The 15,148-nt window shown below is 73.6% G+C and carries 12 protein-coding genes and 1 pseudogene; 4 read left to right on the top strand and 9 right to left on the bottom strand.

Annotated elements, in window-relative coordinates; genetic code table 11:
* Nucleotides 1–21 precede the first annotated feature (21 nt).
* The 3 genes from ACZ64A_RS17545 to xylB all read right to left on the bottom strand — a co-directional run bounded on the left by ACZ64A_RS17545 (nt 22) and on the right by xylB (nt 3,609).
* Entirely contained in the window at nt 22–621 is a 600-nt protein-coding gene (locus ACZ64A_RS17545) for an N-acetylmuramoyl-L-alanine amidase (RefSeq protein WP_469811212.1), read from the bottom strand.
* A gap of 311 nt (nt 622–932) precedes the next feature.
* Nucleotides 933–2,141, bottom strand: a complete 1,209-nt coding sequence (locus ACZ64A_RS17540) for an ROK family protein (protein ID WP_469811211.1) — start codon at nt 2,139–2,141, stop codon at nt 933–935.
* Nucleotides 2,142–2,169: 28 nt separating this feature from the next.
* Nucleotides 2,170–3,609, bottom strand: a complete 1,440-nt coding sequence (gene xylB, locus ACZ64A_RS17535) for a xylulokinase (RefSeq protein WP_469811209.1) — start codon at nt 3,607–3,609, stop codon at nt 2,170–2,172.
* A gap of 188 nt (nt 3,610–3,797) precedes the next feature.
* Between xylB and xylA the strand changes: the two genes are divergently transcribed.
* Nucleotides 3,798–4,964, top strand: a complete 1,167-nt coding sequence (gene xylA / locus ACZ64A_RS17530; protein ID WP_469811208.1) for a xylose isomerase — start codon at nt 3,798–3,800, stop codon at nt 4,962–4,964.
* A 130-nt stretch (nt 4,965–5,094) separates the two neighbouring features.
* On the opposite strand, the pseudogene ACZ64A_RS17525 reads toward xylA, so the two are convergent.
* Nucleotides 5,095–6,314 (bottom strand): annotated as a pseudogene (locus tag ACZ64A_RS17525) (SWIM zinc finger family protein).
* The gene (locus tag ACZ64A_RS17520; protein WP_469811207.1) at nt 6,311–9,301 is read right to left on the bottom strand and encodes a DEAD/DEAH box helicase; all 2,991 of its coding nucleotides are present in this window, start codon (nt 9,299–9,301) and stop codon (nt 6,311–6,313) included. Before ACZ64A_RS17520 ends, ACZ64A_RS17525 begins: the two are co-directional and overlap by 4 nt.
* 236 nt (nt 9,302–9,537) lie before the next feature.
* Here ACZ64A_RS17520 and ACZ64A_RS17515 point away from each other — a divergent pair, with 236 nt between their 5' ends.
* Nucleotides 9,538–9,720: a hypothetical protein gene (locus ACZ64A_RS17515; RefSeq protein WP_469811206.1), complete on the top strand. Its 183-nt coding sequence runs from the start codon at nt 9,538–9,540 to the stop codon at nt 9,718–9,720.
* Nucleotides 9,721–9,724: 4 nt separating this feature from the next.
* On the opposite strand, the gene ACZ64A_RS17510 is transcribed toward ACZ64A_RS17515, so the two are convergent.
* The 3 genes from ACZ64A_RS17510 to ACZ64A_RS17500 all read right to left on the bottom strand — a co-directional run bounded on the left by ACZ64A_RS17510 (nt 9,725) and on the right by ACZ64A_RS17500 (nt 12,687).
* Nucleotides 9,725–11,110 (bottom strand): tannase/feruloyl esterase family alpha/beta hydrolase, encoded by a 1,386-nt coding sequence (locus ACZ64A_RS17510; protein ID WP_469811204.1) that lies wholly within the window; start codon nt 11,108–11,110, stop codon nt 9,725–9,727.
* Nucleotides 11,111–11,304: 194 nt separating this feature from the next.
* On the bottom strand, nt 11,305–12,243 hold the full coding sequence (locus tag ACZ64A_RS17505) for a hypothetical protein (RefSeq protein WP_469811203.1): 939 nt from the start codon (nt 12,241–12,243) through the stop codon (nt 11,305–11,307).
* Nucleotides 12,244–12,390: 147 nt separating this feature from the next.
* A complete protein-coding gene (locus tag ACZ64A_RS17500) occupies nt 12,391–12,687 on the bottom strand; it encodes a hypothetical protein (RefSeq protein ID WP_469811202.1) in 297 nt (98 codons plus the stop codon).
* A 116-nt stretch (nt 12,688–12,803) separates the two neighbouring features.
* Here ACZ64A_RS17500 and ACZ64A_RS17495 point away from each other — a divergent pair, with 116 nt between their 5' ends.
* Nucleotides 12,804–13,700: an oxygenase MpaB family protein gene (locus tag ACZ64A_RS17495; RefSeq protein ID WP_469811201.1), complete on the top strand. Its 897-nt coding sequence runs from the start codon at nt 12,804–12,806 to the stop codon at nt 13,698–13,700.
* Nucleotides 13,701–13,731: 31 nt separating this feature from the next.
* Here the strand turns inward: ACZ64A_RS17495 and ACZ64A_RS17490 are convergent, their stop codons facing one another.
* A complete protein-coding gene (locus tag ACZ64A_RS17490; RefSeq protein ID WP_469811384.1) occupies nt 13,732–14,256 on the bottom strand; it encodes a PadR family transcriptional regulator in 525 nt (174 codons plus the stop codon).
* Nucleotides 14,257–14,391: 135 nt separating this feature from the next.
* Between ACZ64A_RS17490 and ACZ64A_RS17485 the strand changes: the two genes are divergently transcribed.
* A complete protein-coding gene (locus ACZ64A_RS17485; protein WP_469811200.1) occupies nt 14,392–15,147 on the top strand; it encodes an alpha/beta fold hydrolase in 756 nt (251 codons plus the stop codon).
* Nucleotide 15,148: the final 1 nt, after the last annotated feature.

Raw genomic sequence — 15,148 nt, 5'->3', positions numbered from 1 at the left:
CGCCGAACCCGTGAGGTCCCGTCAGGCGAAGTTGACCAGGCGGATGTAACGCACCCAGTCCCAGTTCGGTCCCGGGTCCGTGTGGTCGGTGCCCGGCACCTCGTAGTGGCCGAGGATGTGCGCACGGTCCTTCGGGATGCCGTAGCGGTCGCAGACCGCCGCCGTGAGTCTCGCCGACTGCTCGTACAGGGCGTTGGTGAAGTAGGCCGGTTTGTCGACCCACCCCTCGTGCTCGATACCGATGCTGCGCGTGTTGTAGTCCCAGTTCCCCGCGTGCCAGGCGATGTCCTTCTCCCGGACGCACTGGGCCACGTGCCCGTCCACGGAGCGCACGACGTAGTGCGCGGACACCTTCTTCAGGGGATTGCCGAAGATGGACAGGGTCGTGGCGTACGTCTCCTGGGTGACGTGGATGATCACGTAGTCGAGGGGATAGGAAGTCGGACGGCTGGACGCGGTGCAGTTGGAACTGCTCGCCGGCTGCCACTCGGCGGGCGGGTAGTCGACGGCCTGCGCCTGGGCGCCGGCCCGCGCGGGTGGGAGCAGGGCGGCGGAGGCGGCGGCGAGGGCGGCGCCGGTGAGGAGCCGTCGCCTGCTGGGAAGCGGTCGTGACCGTTCCATGAGCGGATGCCTTTCGACGGTGGAGGGTGCCCGGCCGCCGTGGGGCAGACCGGGGCGGCGCTCAGGTTCCTGGATCGTTCATCAGGTCACGCTCCGTCATGCACACGGCAGGGGAGGGGAGTTCACCGCGAAAGGCGGGGCGAGGACCGACTTCACCGTACGACCGTCGTGGGGTGGGCAGAAGAGGACGGCGCCGGGTCGGTGGACGGTGCGCGCAATGGGGACAACCTGATCACCCGTTCGGGCGAACTGCCGTCGGGGGGAGAGGCGTTGGGGGCGCCTGCTGAGGCGGGGCGCCGGGGCGCCCTGGGTCAGGCGCGTTCCGCGACGCGGGCCGGGTCGTCCAGTACCGCGCGCACCACCGAGTGGGCCGCGCCCAGCAGCGGCCCCTGGGGGCCCAGTCGGGAGACCGAGACCGGGCAGGCACGTCCCGCCGTGCGCCCGTCGAGTTCCTCCCGCAGCGCGGGCAGCAGCCAGGGGGCGAGACCGGCCAGCGCGCCGCCCAGTACGACGGCCTCCGGGTCGAGCAGGTTGACCGCACCCGTCAGGGCGATGCCGAGCGCCACGCCGGCCTCCCGCAGGGCCCGCCGCACCGCCTCGTCGCCGCCCGCGGCCCGCTCGGCGAGCAGCCCCACCCGGTCCTCGCCCGCCTCGATGCCGGCCGCCCGCAGCACCGCCTCCTCGCCCGCGTACTGCTCCAGGCACCCGCGGCCGCCGCACCCGCAGGCCGGTCCGTCGGGGTGAACCGGCACATGCCCCAGCTCGCCCGCGAAGCCGCGCGCCCCGCGCAGCAGGCGCCCGTCCACGACCACCGCCGCACCGATGCCGATCTCGGCCGAGACGTGCAGGAAGTCCCGCGGTGCGCTCTCGCCGAGCCAGAGTTCGGCGAGACCGCCGAAGTTGGCCTCGTTGTCCACGACCAGCGGGACGTCGCCTGGCAGCAGGGGCCCGAGGTCGGTGTCGCGCCAGCCGAGGTTCGGGGCCCGGACGACGGTGCGCCCGTCCGGGGCGACGAGGCCGGGCACCGCCACGGCGAGTCCCGCGGGCCACAGGCCCTCGCCCTCGGCCTCGGCGACGACCTGCCGCACCAGCTCGGCCAGTTCGGCCAGGACGGGTTCGGGGGAGCGGTCCCGGTTCGTGCCGTGCCGTTCGGCCCGGGCCCGCACCTGGCCGCGCAGGTCCACCGCGCAGACCGCCAGATGGTCGACGCCGACCTCCGCGCCGATCCCGGCGGGACCGCGGTCGCTGACGGCGAGCGCCGACCCCGGCCGGCCGACCCGCCCCGGCCGTTCGGGGCCCAGCTCCTGCAGCAGCCCGGTGCGTATCAGCTCGTCGACGAGGGTGGACACGGCCGCCCGGGTCAGGCCGATGCGGGAGGCGACCGCGGCACGGGAGAGGGGGCCCTGGGCGCTGACCGTGTGCATCACCCGGGCCAGGTTGCGGCGGCGCATGCCCTGCTGGGTGTCGGGCAGCGCGCGCCCCGGGGACGCCGGGTGGGTCTCGTGCAGCGGTGCGGTCATGCCGGAAGCCGGTCCTCGGTCGATGTGGTCAGCTGGCCCCCCGCCCGAGCAGCGGGGACGCGTCGGAGAGTACCCCGGAGATGCGGCTCAGCGTCTCCTCGTCCCGCTCCACGGCCTCCAGCACCGGCCCGTCGGCGGTGCCCCAGCGACGGGCGACCGCGGCCGGGTCCTCGCCGGTGAGCAGGCCGGCCGCCTGCGCCGCCGCGCCGAGCGCGACCAGTTCCCGGGCGTCGGGCACCTGCACCGGGCGGCCCGACAGCCGTCGTACCGTCTGCTGCCAGGCGGTGCCGCGGGCGCCGCCGCCGATCAGCAGCAGCGGAGCCGACGGGTCCGCGTCCTCCTCCAGTACGAGGTCGAGCGCGCCGAGCAGGGCGTGCACGGCGCCGTCGTAGGCGGCCTGCAGCAGCTGGCCGCCGGTCGTGTCGTGGCGCAGGCCCAGCAGCAGGCCCGAGGCGTCCGGGAGGTTCGGCGTGCGCTCGCCGTCCAGGTAGGGCAGCAGGGTCACGCCGGCGGCGGGCTCGACGGCCTCGCGGTCCAGGCCCAGCAGGGCGGCGACCCGGTCGACGGCGAGCGTGCAGTTCAGGGTGCAGGCGAGCGGCAGCCAGTCGCCGCGGGCGTCGGCGAAGCCCGCGACGGTGCCGGTCGGGTCGGCGGGACGGCGCCGGGACACCGCGTACACCGTGCCGGAGGTGCCGAGGCTCATCACCGGCGTACCGGGGCGCAGGCCGAGGCCGAGCGCGGCGGCCGCGTTGTCCCCGGTGCCCGCCGCGACCAGGGTGCCCTTGGAGAACGGCAGATCGTGGTGCTCGCGGACCGTGCCGGCGACCTCCCCGGGGTGCACCACGCGGGGCAGCAGCGCCGGGTCCAGGCCCACGCGCGCGAGGATCTCCTCGTCGTACGCCTCGCTCGTGGACGCCCACCAGCCGGTACCGGAGACGTCGCCGCGGTCGGTGGTGCCCTGGCCGGTGAGCCGCTCGGTGAGGTAGTCGTGCGGCAGGCGTACCGCCCTGGTCGCGCGCGCCGCCTCCGGCTCGTGCTCGGCGAGCCAGGCCCACTTCGTCACCGTGAACGACGCGGTGGGCACGCTCCCGGTGCGCTCGGCCCAGAACTTCGCCCCGCCCAGCTCCTCGGTGAGCCGGCGTGCCTGTGGCGCCGAGCGGACGTCGTTCCACAGCAGGGCCGGGCGGACCGGCTCCCCGTGTTCGTCCAGGGTGACCAGGCCGTGCTGCTGTCCGCCGATCGAAACCGCGGCGGCCTCGTGCGCGGGCTCGCCGCACTGGCGCAGCGCCTCGCACAGGGCGTCCCACCACTGCCGGGGGTCGCTCTCGCGGCCCGCGCCGGAGGAGACCGTGTGCGGCGCCTGGCCGCTCGCGACGACCTGGCCGGTGGACGCGTCGACGACCAGCGCCTTGGTGGACTGCGTGGACGTGTCCACGCCGACGACGAGCGGACCCTCGGCTGCTGACATCGTGCTCTCCCTCTCGGTGCGGCTGGGGACGGCGTGCCCCTTGTCTTTTCCCCCTGGTGCGTGGGCATACTAATTTGTAAAGCGCCATGACGAAATAGTCGCGAGCACGAGAGAGCGCGCGACGGCAGCGCGCGACAAGAGCACGCAACGACACGCAGGCGACGACAGCAACAGCAAGGAGCCGTGGCATGAGCTACCAGCCCACCCCCGAGGACAGGTTCACGTTCGGTCTGTGGACCGTCGGCTGGCAGGGCAGGGACCCCTTCGGCGACGCCACCCGTGCCGCCCTGGACCCGGTCGAGACGGTGCAGCGCCTCGCCGAGCTCGGCGCCTACGGGGTGACCTTCCACGACGACGACCTGATCCCCTTCGGCTCCACCGACACCGAGCGCGAGGCGGTCGTCAAGCGCTTCCGGCAGGCGCTGGACGCGACCGGCATGAAGGTGCCGATGGCGACCACGAACCTCTTCACCCACCCGGTGTTCAAGGACGGCGCGTTCACCGCCAACGACCGCGATGTGCGCCGCTACGCGCTGCGCAAGACCATCCGCAACATCGACCTCGCCGTCGAGTTGGGCGCCGAGGTCTACGTCGCCTGGGGCGGGCGCGAGGGCGCCGAGTCCGGCGCGGCCAAGGACGTACGGGTGGCCCTCGAACGGATGAAGGAGGCCTTCGACCTCCTCGGCGAGTACGTCACCGAGCAGGGCTACGACCTGCGCTTCGCCATCGAGCCCAAGCCCAACGAGCCCCGCGGCGACATCCTGCTGCCCACCGTCGGGCACGCGCTCGCGTTCATCGAGCGCCTGGAGCGCCCCGAGCTGTACGGCGTGAACCCCGAGGTCGGGCACGAGCAGATGGCCGGCCTGAACTTCCCGCACGGCATCGCGCAGGCGCTGTGGGCGGGCAAGCTGTTCCATATCGACCTCAACGGCCAGTCCGGCATCAAGTACGACCAGGACCTGCGCTTCGGCGCCGGCGACCTGCGCGCGGCGTTCTGGCTGGTCGACCTGCTGGAGAGCGCCGGTTACGCCGGTCCGCGCCACTTCGACTTCAAGCCGCCGCGCACCGAGGACCTCGACGGAGTGTGGGCCTCCGCCGCGGGCTGCATGCGCAACTACCTCATCCTCAAGGAGCGCGCCGCCGCCTTCCGCGCCGACCCGGAGGTGCGCCAGGCGCTGCGCGACGCCCGTCTGGACCAGCTCGCCCAGCCCACCGCCGGCGACGGCCTTGCGGCCCTGCTCGCCGACCGCACCGCGTTCGAGGACTTCGACGTCGAGGCGGCGGCCGCCCGCGGCATGGCCTTCGAGCACCTCGACCAGCTCGCCATGGACCACCTGCTGGGGGCACGCGGCTGACCGGCGGGACGGGTGTGCGGCGGGGGCGCGGCTGACCGCCGGTGGTGCGGTGCCCGAGGCTGCGGTTGCCCCCGCCCCGGCCCCTTGCCGCCGTCGGCGACCGGAGCGCCGCCGTGGGGGCGACGTCTGCCTACGTCCCGTCCGATTGTGCCGCCGTGAGGGCTGTGGAGGGGTCCGTGGCGGGTGGGCCTGCCGGCACCCAGTGGCCTTGGGTCCGCCGGAACGGCCACCATCGGCCGTCGCGGTCCAGGCGTACCTGCGCGTCGGCGACCGTCCAGCGGTTGCCCTCGGCCTTCAGTGGGGCCGCTCGTCGTCCTCCCACGAGGTGTCCAGGGCTGCACGCGCGCGTGCGAGTGCCTCGCCCTGGGGCGTCCACTTCTCCTCCAGGGCGGACAGTCCGGCCGGCCCGCCCAGGCGCCATGCCCGCGCGGCGCGGTCGAGTGCTTGCGGTGACCTGCCCGAGGCCGCCGCCAGGCGCCGGACCACCTCCGGCGTCGGGTCGCCCGCCGCCAGCCGTACGGCGTCCTCGGCGGCCGTGAGGTCGGACGCCGGAGGCGTTGGCGGAGAGCTCAGTGCCTGTGCCAGCAGCCGAAGGGCGGCGTCGGCGGCCCGGGCCGCCAGGAACTCCAGCGCGGCCGGGTCGGGGCCCGGTGTCTCGCCGGCCAGGGAGAGCGGCTGCCCCGGCTCATCGGGGAGCCCCGGCGGGGCAGGCAACGGCGGCAGAACGGCACCGGCGGCGAACGCCTCCGCCGCGTCCACACCCTCCGGCTCCTCCGCGGGGGCCGCGTCACGGGACTGCAGCGCCTCCAGTACGGCGGTTTCGGTACGGCCGCGCATCAGCAGCAGCACGAACGGATCCTCGTCGAGCAGCCGGGCCACCTGATGGCACAGGGCCGCCGTGTGCCCGCAGTGGTCCCAGGCTCCGCACTCGCACTGCGGTTCCAGGTCACCGATCCCCGGCAGCAGATCGACACCCGCGTGCGCCGCGTCCTCGACTAGATGCGGCGGCATCTCCCGCTCCAGTAACGCCGCCACGTGCCCCGCGCGCTCGACCGCCATGCCGAGCAGCCGGTCCCACGCGTCCTCGGACAACTGCGCCAGCAGCACATCGGCCCGATAGCCGACACCGTCCCGGTCCCGTACGACGGCGGTGAGCCGGCCAGGACGTACCGACACCGCGCCGACGGCGCCCGCCCGCGCCAGCCTGCGCCCCGTCTTCACCTGCCCGGTGTCCAGGGCGGTGTCCTCCAGTGCCTTCAGCCAGGCCAGCCCCCACCAGGTCCGGGCGAACCCCCGTCCGTGCACCGGCGGCAGGGCTGTGAAGACGCGCTCGGTCGCTCGGCGGTTCATCGCTCTCCTTCCCGCAGTTCGACCAGTTCGGCCAGTTCCGCGTCCGTCAGTTCGGTCAGGGCCGTCGCCTCGCTGCCGCCGAGGACCGCCTCGGCCAGCTCCCGCTTGCGGTCCAGCAGCTGCGCGATGCGGTCCTCGATGGTCCCCTCGGCGATCAGCCGGTGCACCTGCACCGGGCGGGTCTGACCGATGCGGTGCGCCCGGTCGGTGGCCTGCGCCTCGACCGCCGGGTTCCACCAACGGTCGACGTGCACGACATGCTCGGCCCGGGTCAGGTTCAGTCCCGTGCCGGCCGCCTTCAACGACAGCAGGAACACCGGAACCTCGCCGTCCTGGAAGCGCCGCACCATCGCCTCGCGCTCGGCGACCGGGGTCCCGCCGTGCAGGAACAGCGTCGCCACGCCGCGGTCGGCCAGGTGGCGTTCGACGAGCCGCGCCATGCCCACGTACTGCGTGAAGACCAGGACGCTCGCCCCTTCCGCCAGGATGGTGTCGAGCAGCTCGTCCAGAAGTTCCAGCTTTCCCGACCGCCCGGCGATTCTCGGGTCCTGCTCCTTGAGGTACTGCGCCGGGTGGTTGCAGATCTGCTTGAGCGCCGTCATCAGCTTCACGATGAGCCCCCGGCGGGCCATGTCGTCGGCCTCGGAGATCCGCGCGAGGGTCTCGCGCACCACGGCCTCGTACAGGCCCGCCTGTTCCGGCGTGAGGGCGACCGCGCGGTCGGTCTCCGTCTTGGGCGGCAGCTCGGGGGCGATCCCCGGGTCCGACTTGCGCCGGCGCAGCAGAAACGGCCCCACCAGCCGGGCCAGCCGCTGGGCGGCGGCGGGGTCGTGACCGCCTTCGACGACCTGCGCGTAGCGAGTACGGAAGGTGCCGAGGCGGCCGAGCAGACCGGGGGTGGTCCAGTCGAGGATCGCCCACAGCTCCGACAGGTTGTTCTCCACGGGGGTGCCGGTGAGCGCCACGCGTGCGTGCCCGCCCAGGGTGCGAAGGGCGCGCGCGGTGGCGGAGTGCGGGTTCTTCACATGCTGGGCCTCGTCCGCGACGACCAGGCCCCAGGCCACCTCGGCCAGCCGCCCGGCGTCCTGCCGCAGCGTGCCGTACGTGGTGAGCACGAACTCGCCGTCCCCCACGGCTTCCAGATCGCGTCGCGGACCGTGGAAGCGGCGTACCGCCGTGCCCGGTGCGAAGCGCTCGATCTCACGCTGCCAGTTGCCCATCAGGGACGTCGGGCACACCACCAGGGTGGGGCCGGCGCTCGCCGGGTCGGTCTGCCGGTGCAGGTGCAGCGCGATCAGGGTGATCGTCTTGCCGAGCCCCATGTCGTCGGCCAGACAGCAACCGAGGCCCAGCGCGGTGGTCCGGGCCAGCCAGGTCAGCCCGCGCCGCTGGTAGCCGCGCAACGTGGCGGTCAGCGCGGCGGGCTGGCCGATGTCCTGTGCGGCGTCCGGATCGGTGAGCCGGTCGCGCAGAGCGGCGAGCCAGCCGGTGGCCCGTACCTCGACGCGGTGGCCGTCGACCTCCGTCGCGCCGGTCAGGGCGGCCCCGAGCGCGTCGATCGGGGTGACGGCGCGCTTTTGCCGCGCGCGGGCCCGCCGCACCTCCTGAGGGTCGATCAGCACCCACTGGCCGCGCAGCCGCACCAGAGGGCGGCCGGCCTCGGCGAGCCGGTCCAGCTCGTCGCGCGTGAGCTGCTGTTCGCCCAGACCGAACCACCAGGAGAACGACAGCTCCGCGCCGCCGGTGAGGAGCGACGGCACGCGCGTGGAGCTGTGTCCGGGTCCCTCCGGGGCGTCGGTCGGTCCGACGACGGCCCGGGTGGTCAGCGTGCGGGCGAGGGACCGGGGCCAGTGCACCTCCACCCCGGCCTGGGCGAGGGCACGCGCACCCGCGCCGAGCAGGTCGGTCACCTCCTCGTCGGCCAGCTCCACCACATCCGGTACGGCCGTCGACAGCAGTGGAGCGAGCGGTGGCCAGGCCCGAGTCGCGCGGCGCAGCGCGACCAGGGCGTCCATGCGGGCGCGTGGGCCGAACGCCTCGCAGGCGGCCTCCGGAGCCGCCCACAGGTCGGCGGCGTCGACCACGCGCGCGGGATCGCGCACGCTGTGCAGCTGCGGCACGGCCCGGAAGCGCAGCCCCTTCCCGTCCTGGGACGGGTCGCCCTGTGCCGCGCGGTCACGGGCTCCGTCGTCCTGGCCCGCCTCGGCCTGCCCCGGCGCGGCCGGGCGCGCTGCCTCGGGGGTGTCCTGTGTCGATCCGGTCGTCGCTTCGGTGAGCCCCGGCACCTCGACGCGCAGGGACAGCCGTAGTCCCGCGTCGTGACCGGCGGCGATGTCGGCAGCCCAGGTGCGCAGTTCGGGCAGGTGCTGCGGCTCGTGCACGGCGTAGGCCGGCCCGTCGGTCACCGCGGCGGCGGCCGGCGAGCGGGGCAGCGTGTCGGCGACCGCGTCGAGGAAGTCCCGCAGGAGCGCTTCGGGGTTGTGCAGTCGCAGCGGCCGAGCGGAGCCGAGAGGGACGGCGTGGGCCTCCGGGGGCATCGAGGCGGCGAGCCGGCGGATGTCCTCGAGGTCCTGGGCGGTGTGCGGACCCGAGCGCCAGGCGTCGTGGTCGGTGGCGGACAGGCCCGGCAGCAACAGTCCGCGCGCTGCGAAGTGCAGGGCCAGAACGGCGGCCGAACCCCAGAAGGCAGCCGTGCGATGTCCGTCCCCGACGGCACGCGCGTGGGCGAGGACAGGCAGCGCGGCGCGCACCGGCAGCAGCAGCGCGGGCACGGTCACCGGTTCCACTCCGTCTCCGCCGGGCAGTGCGACGGTCAGGTCCGTGACCGAGCCCGACGGCGAGGCGGGGAGCGCTGCACCGTCCGGCCGCCAGAAGGCGACGGCACCGGTTCGAGGCGGATCGCCGGGCACGAACAGGGCGCTGCACCGGGCCGGTTCGAACGGGTCGGGTGAGGGCGCCGGCGGGGCGGCCGAGGGAAGAAGCGGCACGACGGAAGCGTACTCCTCAAATTTGACTACTGAGACGGAGTCGCCGAGGGTACAGCAACGTCGTGCTCCACCGATGCCTCCCGGGTATGACCTGGGTCACCATGAGTGCGGTGGTCGGACCCGACCCGTAGGGGATGGGCCTCAGGGCTTTGTCAGGGTCGGCGGCCGGAACTGCGGGAGACGCGGGGCCGTTTCCACCACAGACAGCGGCAGCGGCCGCGAAGGAGGCGACGCACATGTCGAAGAACGCGAAGATCGCCGCAGGGGGTGTGGCGGTCGGGATTCTTTTGCTGATCTGGCTGCCCTGGTGGGCAGCGCTGCTGATAGTCCTCGGCGTCCCGACCGCCGCCTATCTGACCCTGGACCCCTCCCAGCGGCGCAGGCTGCGCCGGGTCACGCGCAAGGAGCTGGGCCGCTGAGGCTCTATCGGGCCGCGGTGTCCGCACCGCCCAGCGCACACGCGTCGACCACGCCACCGCTCGCGGGCCGCGCCACCGTGTGGTCGGCGGGGGGTGCGGCCCCCCGCTCCACCCAGGAGACGAGCGCGTCGAAGGCCGACCGGTAGCAGGGCAGGATCGGCCGCAGACGGTCCGGATAGCTGTCGTAGAGCCCGTCGACGTGCGTACCGCCCGCGATCGTGTAGTACCGGTGCAGCGCGCCGTGTCCGCTCCCGTCGACCATCCGTGCGTAGACGTCCGAGTCGGCCGCCTTGGGCAGCAGCGCGTCCAGGTCGCCGTGCAGCGTGATCAGCGGCCTGCCGATCCTGCCGGTCAGCGCCACGCGGGCCACCGCGCGATGCACGGCGGCGGGACGCGAGGCGTAGTCGTACGTGGCGTCCGAGGCGCACGGGGCGAGGATCTGCTCCGCGGTGGTCCCGGCCGAGGGACCGGGGCAACCGGGGTCATAGGCGGGGTCGAACTCCGCCCGGTAGATCTTCTGCGTGACACCCCAGTACGCCTTCTCGTGGTACGGCCACAGGAACTCCGAGCCCCGCGCGAAGCCCGCCGCGTACAGATCCTCGTCCCGTGCCCGGCCGAGCGTCCGCGCCACGGCCGCCGGCAGGGAGGTGAGGAGACTGGGGCCGCGGGTGGTCCACAGTGCGCCCTCCCAGTCCACGCCGCCGTCGTACAGCTCGGGATGGTTCTCGAGCTGCCAGCGGGTCAGATAGCCGCCGTTGGAGATGCCCGTGACGTAGGTGCGCCGGGGCGCGTGGCCGTACCGCTGCGCGACCACCCGGCGGGCGGCGCGGGTGAGCTGCGTGGTGCGCGTGTTCCACTCGGCGACGGCGTCGCCGGGCCGGGTGCCGTCACGGTAGAAGTCGGCGCCGTTGTTGCCCTTGTCGGTGGCGGCGTAGGCGTAGCCGAGAGCGAGGACCTGATCGGAGATCGCCTTGTCGGTCGCGTACTGCTTGCGGGTGCCCGGGGCGCCCGTGACCACGAGACCGCCGTTCCAGTGGTCGGGCAGCCGGATCACGAACTGCGCGTCGTGGCGCCAGCCGTGCGTGGTGTTGAAGTGGGAGGAGTCCGGGAAATAGCCGTCGATCTGAGCCCCCGGCACCCCGGACGGCGTCCGGGTGGCCGCGGCCGTGAGCCCGGCCTGATCGGCGGTGTCGGTGTAGGGCGTACCGGCCAGCCCCGTGGTGGTGAGATCGGGCAGACAGGCGCTGCGCTGGAGTTCGGCGCCCGGCACCCGGACCGTCTCCAGGCCTCCGCAGTGCCCGGGCGTCCGGGCGTGGGCGGCGGGCACGGGGCCGGTGACGGTGGCCGCCAGCAGGGCGGCGGCGAGTGGGATTCCTCGGGACAGACGCATCACGGCCTCCGGGGCAGCGGGACAGCGGGGACACGGCGGGCGGGAGTGGCTGTCGAGCCGGCCCGCGGCTGCCCCATCGTCGTGGCGCCGTAGGCCACAGGCCATGGTGCGGCACCCCAGGGAAAGCCTCCGCATCATGGTGCGGCCCACCATGCTTGGGCTGCGGGCGGTGTCGCCCTGCCGCGCGAAGGCTGTCAGGAAGGACGCACGGCCACCTTGTCGAGGGCCTCCAGCAGACCCGGCAGTTCCGGCCCGCGGCCCACCGGTACGACCTCGCCCGGCCGTTCGTCGAACAGCACGAACGCGATGTCGTCCGTCCGGGCCACCATCGACCATCCCGGCCCGTCGGCGCGCAGGGTCCGCGCGTCACCCGGGGCGAAGGACGACCGCACCCTGCCCAACGGCGGCGGCGTGTCCACGTAGGCCCGGACCTCGTCCAGCACACGGCGGACATCACTCGGCGAGGACCGCTCCCCGGGCACCTCCTTGGCGGGCCGCGTGTCCGGCCGGCCTTCTCCATCGCCTTCGGCAGCGACCGAGCCCGTGTCCGTCGGAGCCTGCTCGTCCGCGCTGTCCGGCGCCGCGCTGTCCTCGCCGCCGTCCTCGACCCGGTCGTCCTCGGGCCGTGCGAAGCTGCCGTCGTCGACCCGGTCCCGCCAGGCCGACCACTGCAGGGCGACCTCGTCCGCACCGAGCCGGCGCTGCGCCGGACCCCAGATCGACGTGTCCGGCGGCGCGAGCACCGGCCCGTCGCCCTCCTCGTGCTCGGGATCGTGCGGCTCGGGGAGGCCGGGCGCGGTGACGGCGACGTACAGCGGCCAGCCGGGGAGCGCGGTGACGACCGACCGCTCGTCCGGCGACAGGTCGTACTCCATGCCGCAGTCCCACGAGGCGATGGCGACGGCGACCAGCGACACGTCGTCCGTCACGACGGTCCAGCGCGCACCCGCGCCGTCCTGGCCGAGCACCAGGCCGTAGCCGTCGGCGAGGGGCGCGAGGCCGAGCGCGGCGCAGGCCTCCGGATAGTCGTCGCCGAGCACACTCGGGAACTGCGCCGGCGTCAGCAGCACCGCCGTGAGCACATAGAGCGCATCGTCCGCGGCGGCGACGGCGTCCTCGTCCGTCCCGGCCATCACAGCCTCCCCATCGGTTTCGTCCAACGGCGCGCACCCTAGTGCGCCCCGAAGGCGCTTGTCACCACTCCGCACACCGCCCGGAGCTGCAGTTTTCCGCCTGGAGGGGGGCGAATCGGCCGCCTTGGACGAGCGTCCGGGGGCCCGTCAGGACGCCGGCAGCCCCAGCAGCGCCCGCGCCACCTCCCGCGGCGACTCGCCGCGCTCCCGGGCCAGCGTGACGACCGCGCGGTACGCCAGCTCGCTCACCCCGAACGACAGCGCTTCCGGCGAGACCCAGCCGGCCGCCTCGTCCACCCGCTCCTGATCGTCCTCCGCCCTGGCCGAGACGTACACCGCGGCCGCCTCGAACAGGTTGTGCGGGCGGGTATCGCGCCCGGTGTGCGTCCGCGTCCGCACCGAACCGAGGAGTGTGGCACTGGCCTTGCGCACCCTGCCGAACATGGTGACCGTCCTTCCCTGGGAGGGCTTCCCGACCGACCGGCCGTTCCACTGATGCCCTTCATCTCCTGCTGTTGAACGTAGAGTTGGAGCCTCTGCGGCAGAAGGGGAACGGTGCGGTGAAGCGGTACGAACGACTTCGGCAGATCCGGCGCATGGACCCGTACCGGGACGCGACGGAGATCCTCCGCCTGGTGGCGGCCTACGAGTTCCCCTGGGACTACACCCGCTCCTTGGAGCTGGCCCTCTACCGCACCTACGCGGTGCCGAGCATCGGGCGGCTCCTCGCGGAAACGGCCGAACTGACGGACCGCACGCAAAAGCGCTACGACGACACCTCACTCCTGCTCGACGCGATCGTCGAGCACGGCTTCGGGAGCACGCCGGGCCGCACGGCGATCCGCCGCATCAACCAGATGCACCGCAGCTACGACATCAGCAACGACGACATGCGCTATGTGTTGTGCACCTTCGTCGTGATGCCCCGCCGCTGGATCGACGCCTACGGCTGGCGCAAGCTGTCCAGGCACGAGACCGTCGCCTTCAGCGAACACTTCCGCACGCTCGGCCGGCACATGGGCATCAAGGACATCCCCGCCGACTTCGAGGAGTTCGAAGCCTGCCTCGACGCCTACGAAGAGGCCCACTTCGGCTGGGACGAGGCCGCGCGCCGGGTGTCCGACGCCACGCTCGACCTGATGGCCTCCTGGTATCCACGTCCGCTGGCCCCCCTCCTGCGCACCGCCACGCTCGCCCTGCTCGACGAGCCCCTGCTGCACGCCTTCCGCTACACGCCGCCCGGCCCCGCCGCCCAGACGCTGGTGCGCCGCGCGGTGCGGACCCGGGGACGCCTGGTCCGACTGCTGCCGCCGCGACGCGCCCCGCACTTCGCGCGCCAGAACTGGGAGATCAAGAGCTACCCCGACGGCTACCGGTTGAACGATCTGGGCACCCAGCCGGTTCCCGGTCTGCGCGGCTGCCCGGTACGGAGCACGGGCGGCTCAGCCACCCAGTGACGGGCGGCTCAGCCCTCCAGTGACGGGTGGTTCAGCCTTCCAGTGACGCCAGCGTCTTGCGCAGCCAGGTGAGTTCGGCCTCCGAGGTGGCGCGCGCGATGGTGAGCACACCCCGCCGGAACGCGTCCGGCAGTTCCTCGGCGCTGACCGGCCGGTCACCGTCGTAGAAGAAGCTCGCCGGCTGCTGAAGGAATGTCAGTCTGCGGCGCAGCACCGCCGCCTGGGCGGTGGGGTCGTCGAGGTGCCGCAGGAAGGCGAGCACCGTGAACCAGCGGTTCTCGTCGGTGATGTCCTGCGGCCCCGGCTCGGCCAGGCGGTGGCGCAGTTCCCGCCTGCCCTCTTCCGTCAGGGTCAGCACGTGGCGGGGCGCGGCGACCGACCCCGGTTGCGTGGTGCGCGCCAGCAGTCCCGCCCTCTCCAGGCGCTTGATCGCCGGATACAGGGTGCCCTCGGCCACGGGACGGACGTGCCCGGTCAGCGCTGTGATGCGTTTGCGCAGTTCATAGCCGTGCAGCGGGGCGTCGTAGAGGAAACCGAGGATGGCGAGCTCCAGCATGCCCGCATTCTCTCCCATGCCCGCGGTACCTCGCCCTCTTCATACCTCGCTCTCTTCATACCTCCTCTTCTCTATACCTCGGCTGCGATGTATTCTCGCAGACGTGCCGAGCACCGGTGAACGAGGGAGGACTTGATGAAGCAGGCCGAGTTCGACGGCAGGGGCAGTTGCATCCGCTGGACGGAGACACCGGGTGCGGAGCCGGCGCGTGTGTATGTGCACGGGCTGGGTGCGGCGTCGTCCGTCTATCACGCGCACATCGCGGCCCGGCCCGAACTGGCGGGGCGCCGCAGCCTGTTCGTCGACCTGCCCGGGCACGGCATCAGTGATCGGCCTGAGCACTTCGGGTACACCCTCGAAGAGCACGCGAGCGCGCTCGCCGCCGCCCTGGACGCGGCGGACGTCACCGGCGCGGAGCTGATCGGGCACAGCATGGGTGGCTCGGTCGCCCTGGTGCTCGCCCACCGCCGCCCGGATCTGGTCTCCCGGCTGGTCCTCACCGAGGCCAACCTCGACCGCGACCCGCCGTCCACCGCGGGCAGCAGCGGCATCGCCTCTTACGAGGAGGACGCGTTCGCCGAAGGCGGCCACGCGCGCGTGCTGGAGCGGGTGGGGCCCGTGTGGGCCGCGACGATGCGGCTGGCCGATCCGCGTGCGCTGCACCGCAGCGCCGTCGGCCTGCGACGGGGCTCCGACCCGGTGATGCGTACGCTCCTGGAGAAGCTGCCGATGGAGCGGGTCTACCTCCAGGGCGAGTGCAGCGGAGAGCTGGCGGACGCCGCCGGGCTGGAGGCCGCGGGCGTCCGCGTGGTGACCGTGCCCGGCGCCGGCCACAACGTCATGTTCGACAATCCCGACGCCTTCGCCGCCGCGGTCGCCGGGCGGCTGTGAC

The organism is Streptomyces sp. NPDC104814 (assembly GCF_055583185.1).
Note: the sequence above shows the minus strand (reverse complement) of the source record. Positions and strands in the feature narration are given on the sequence as shown.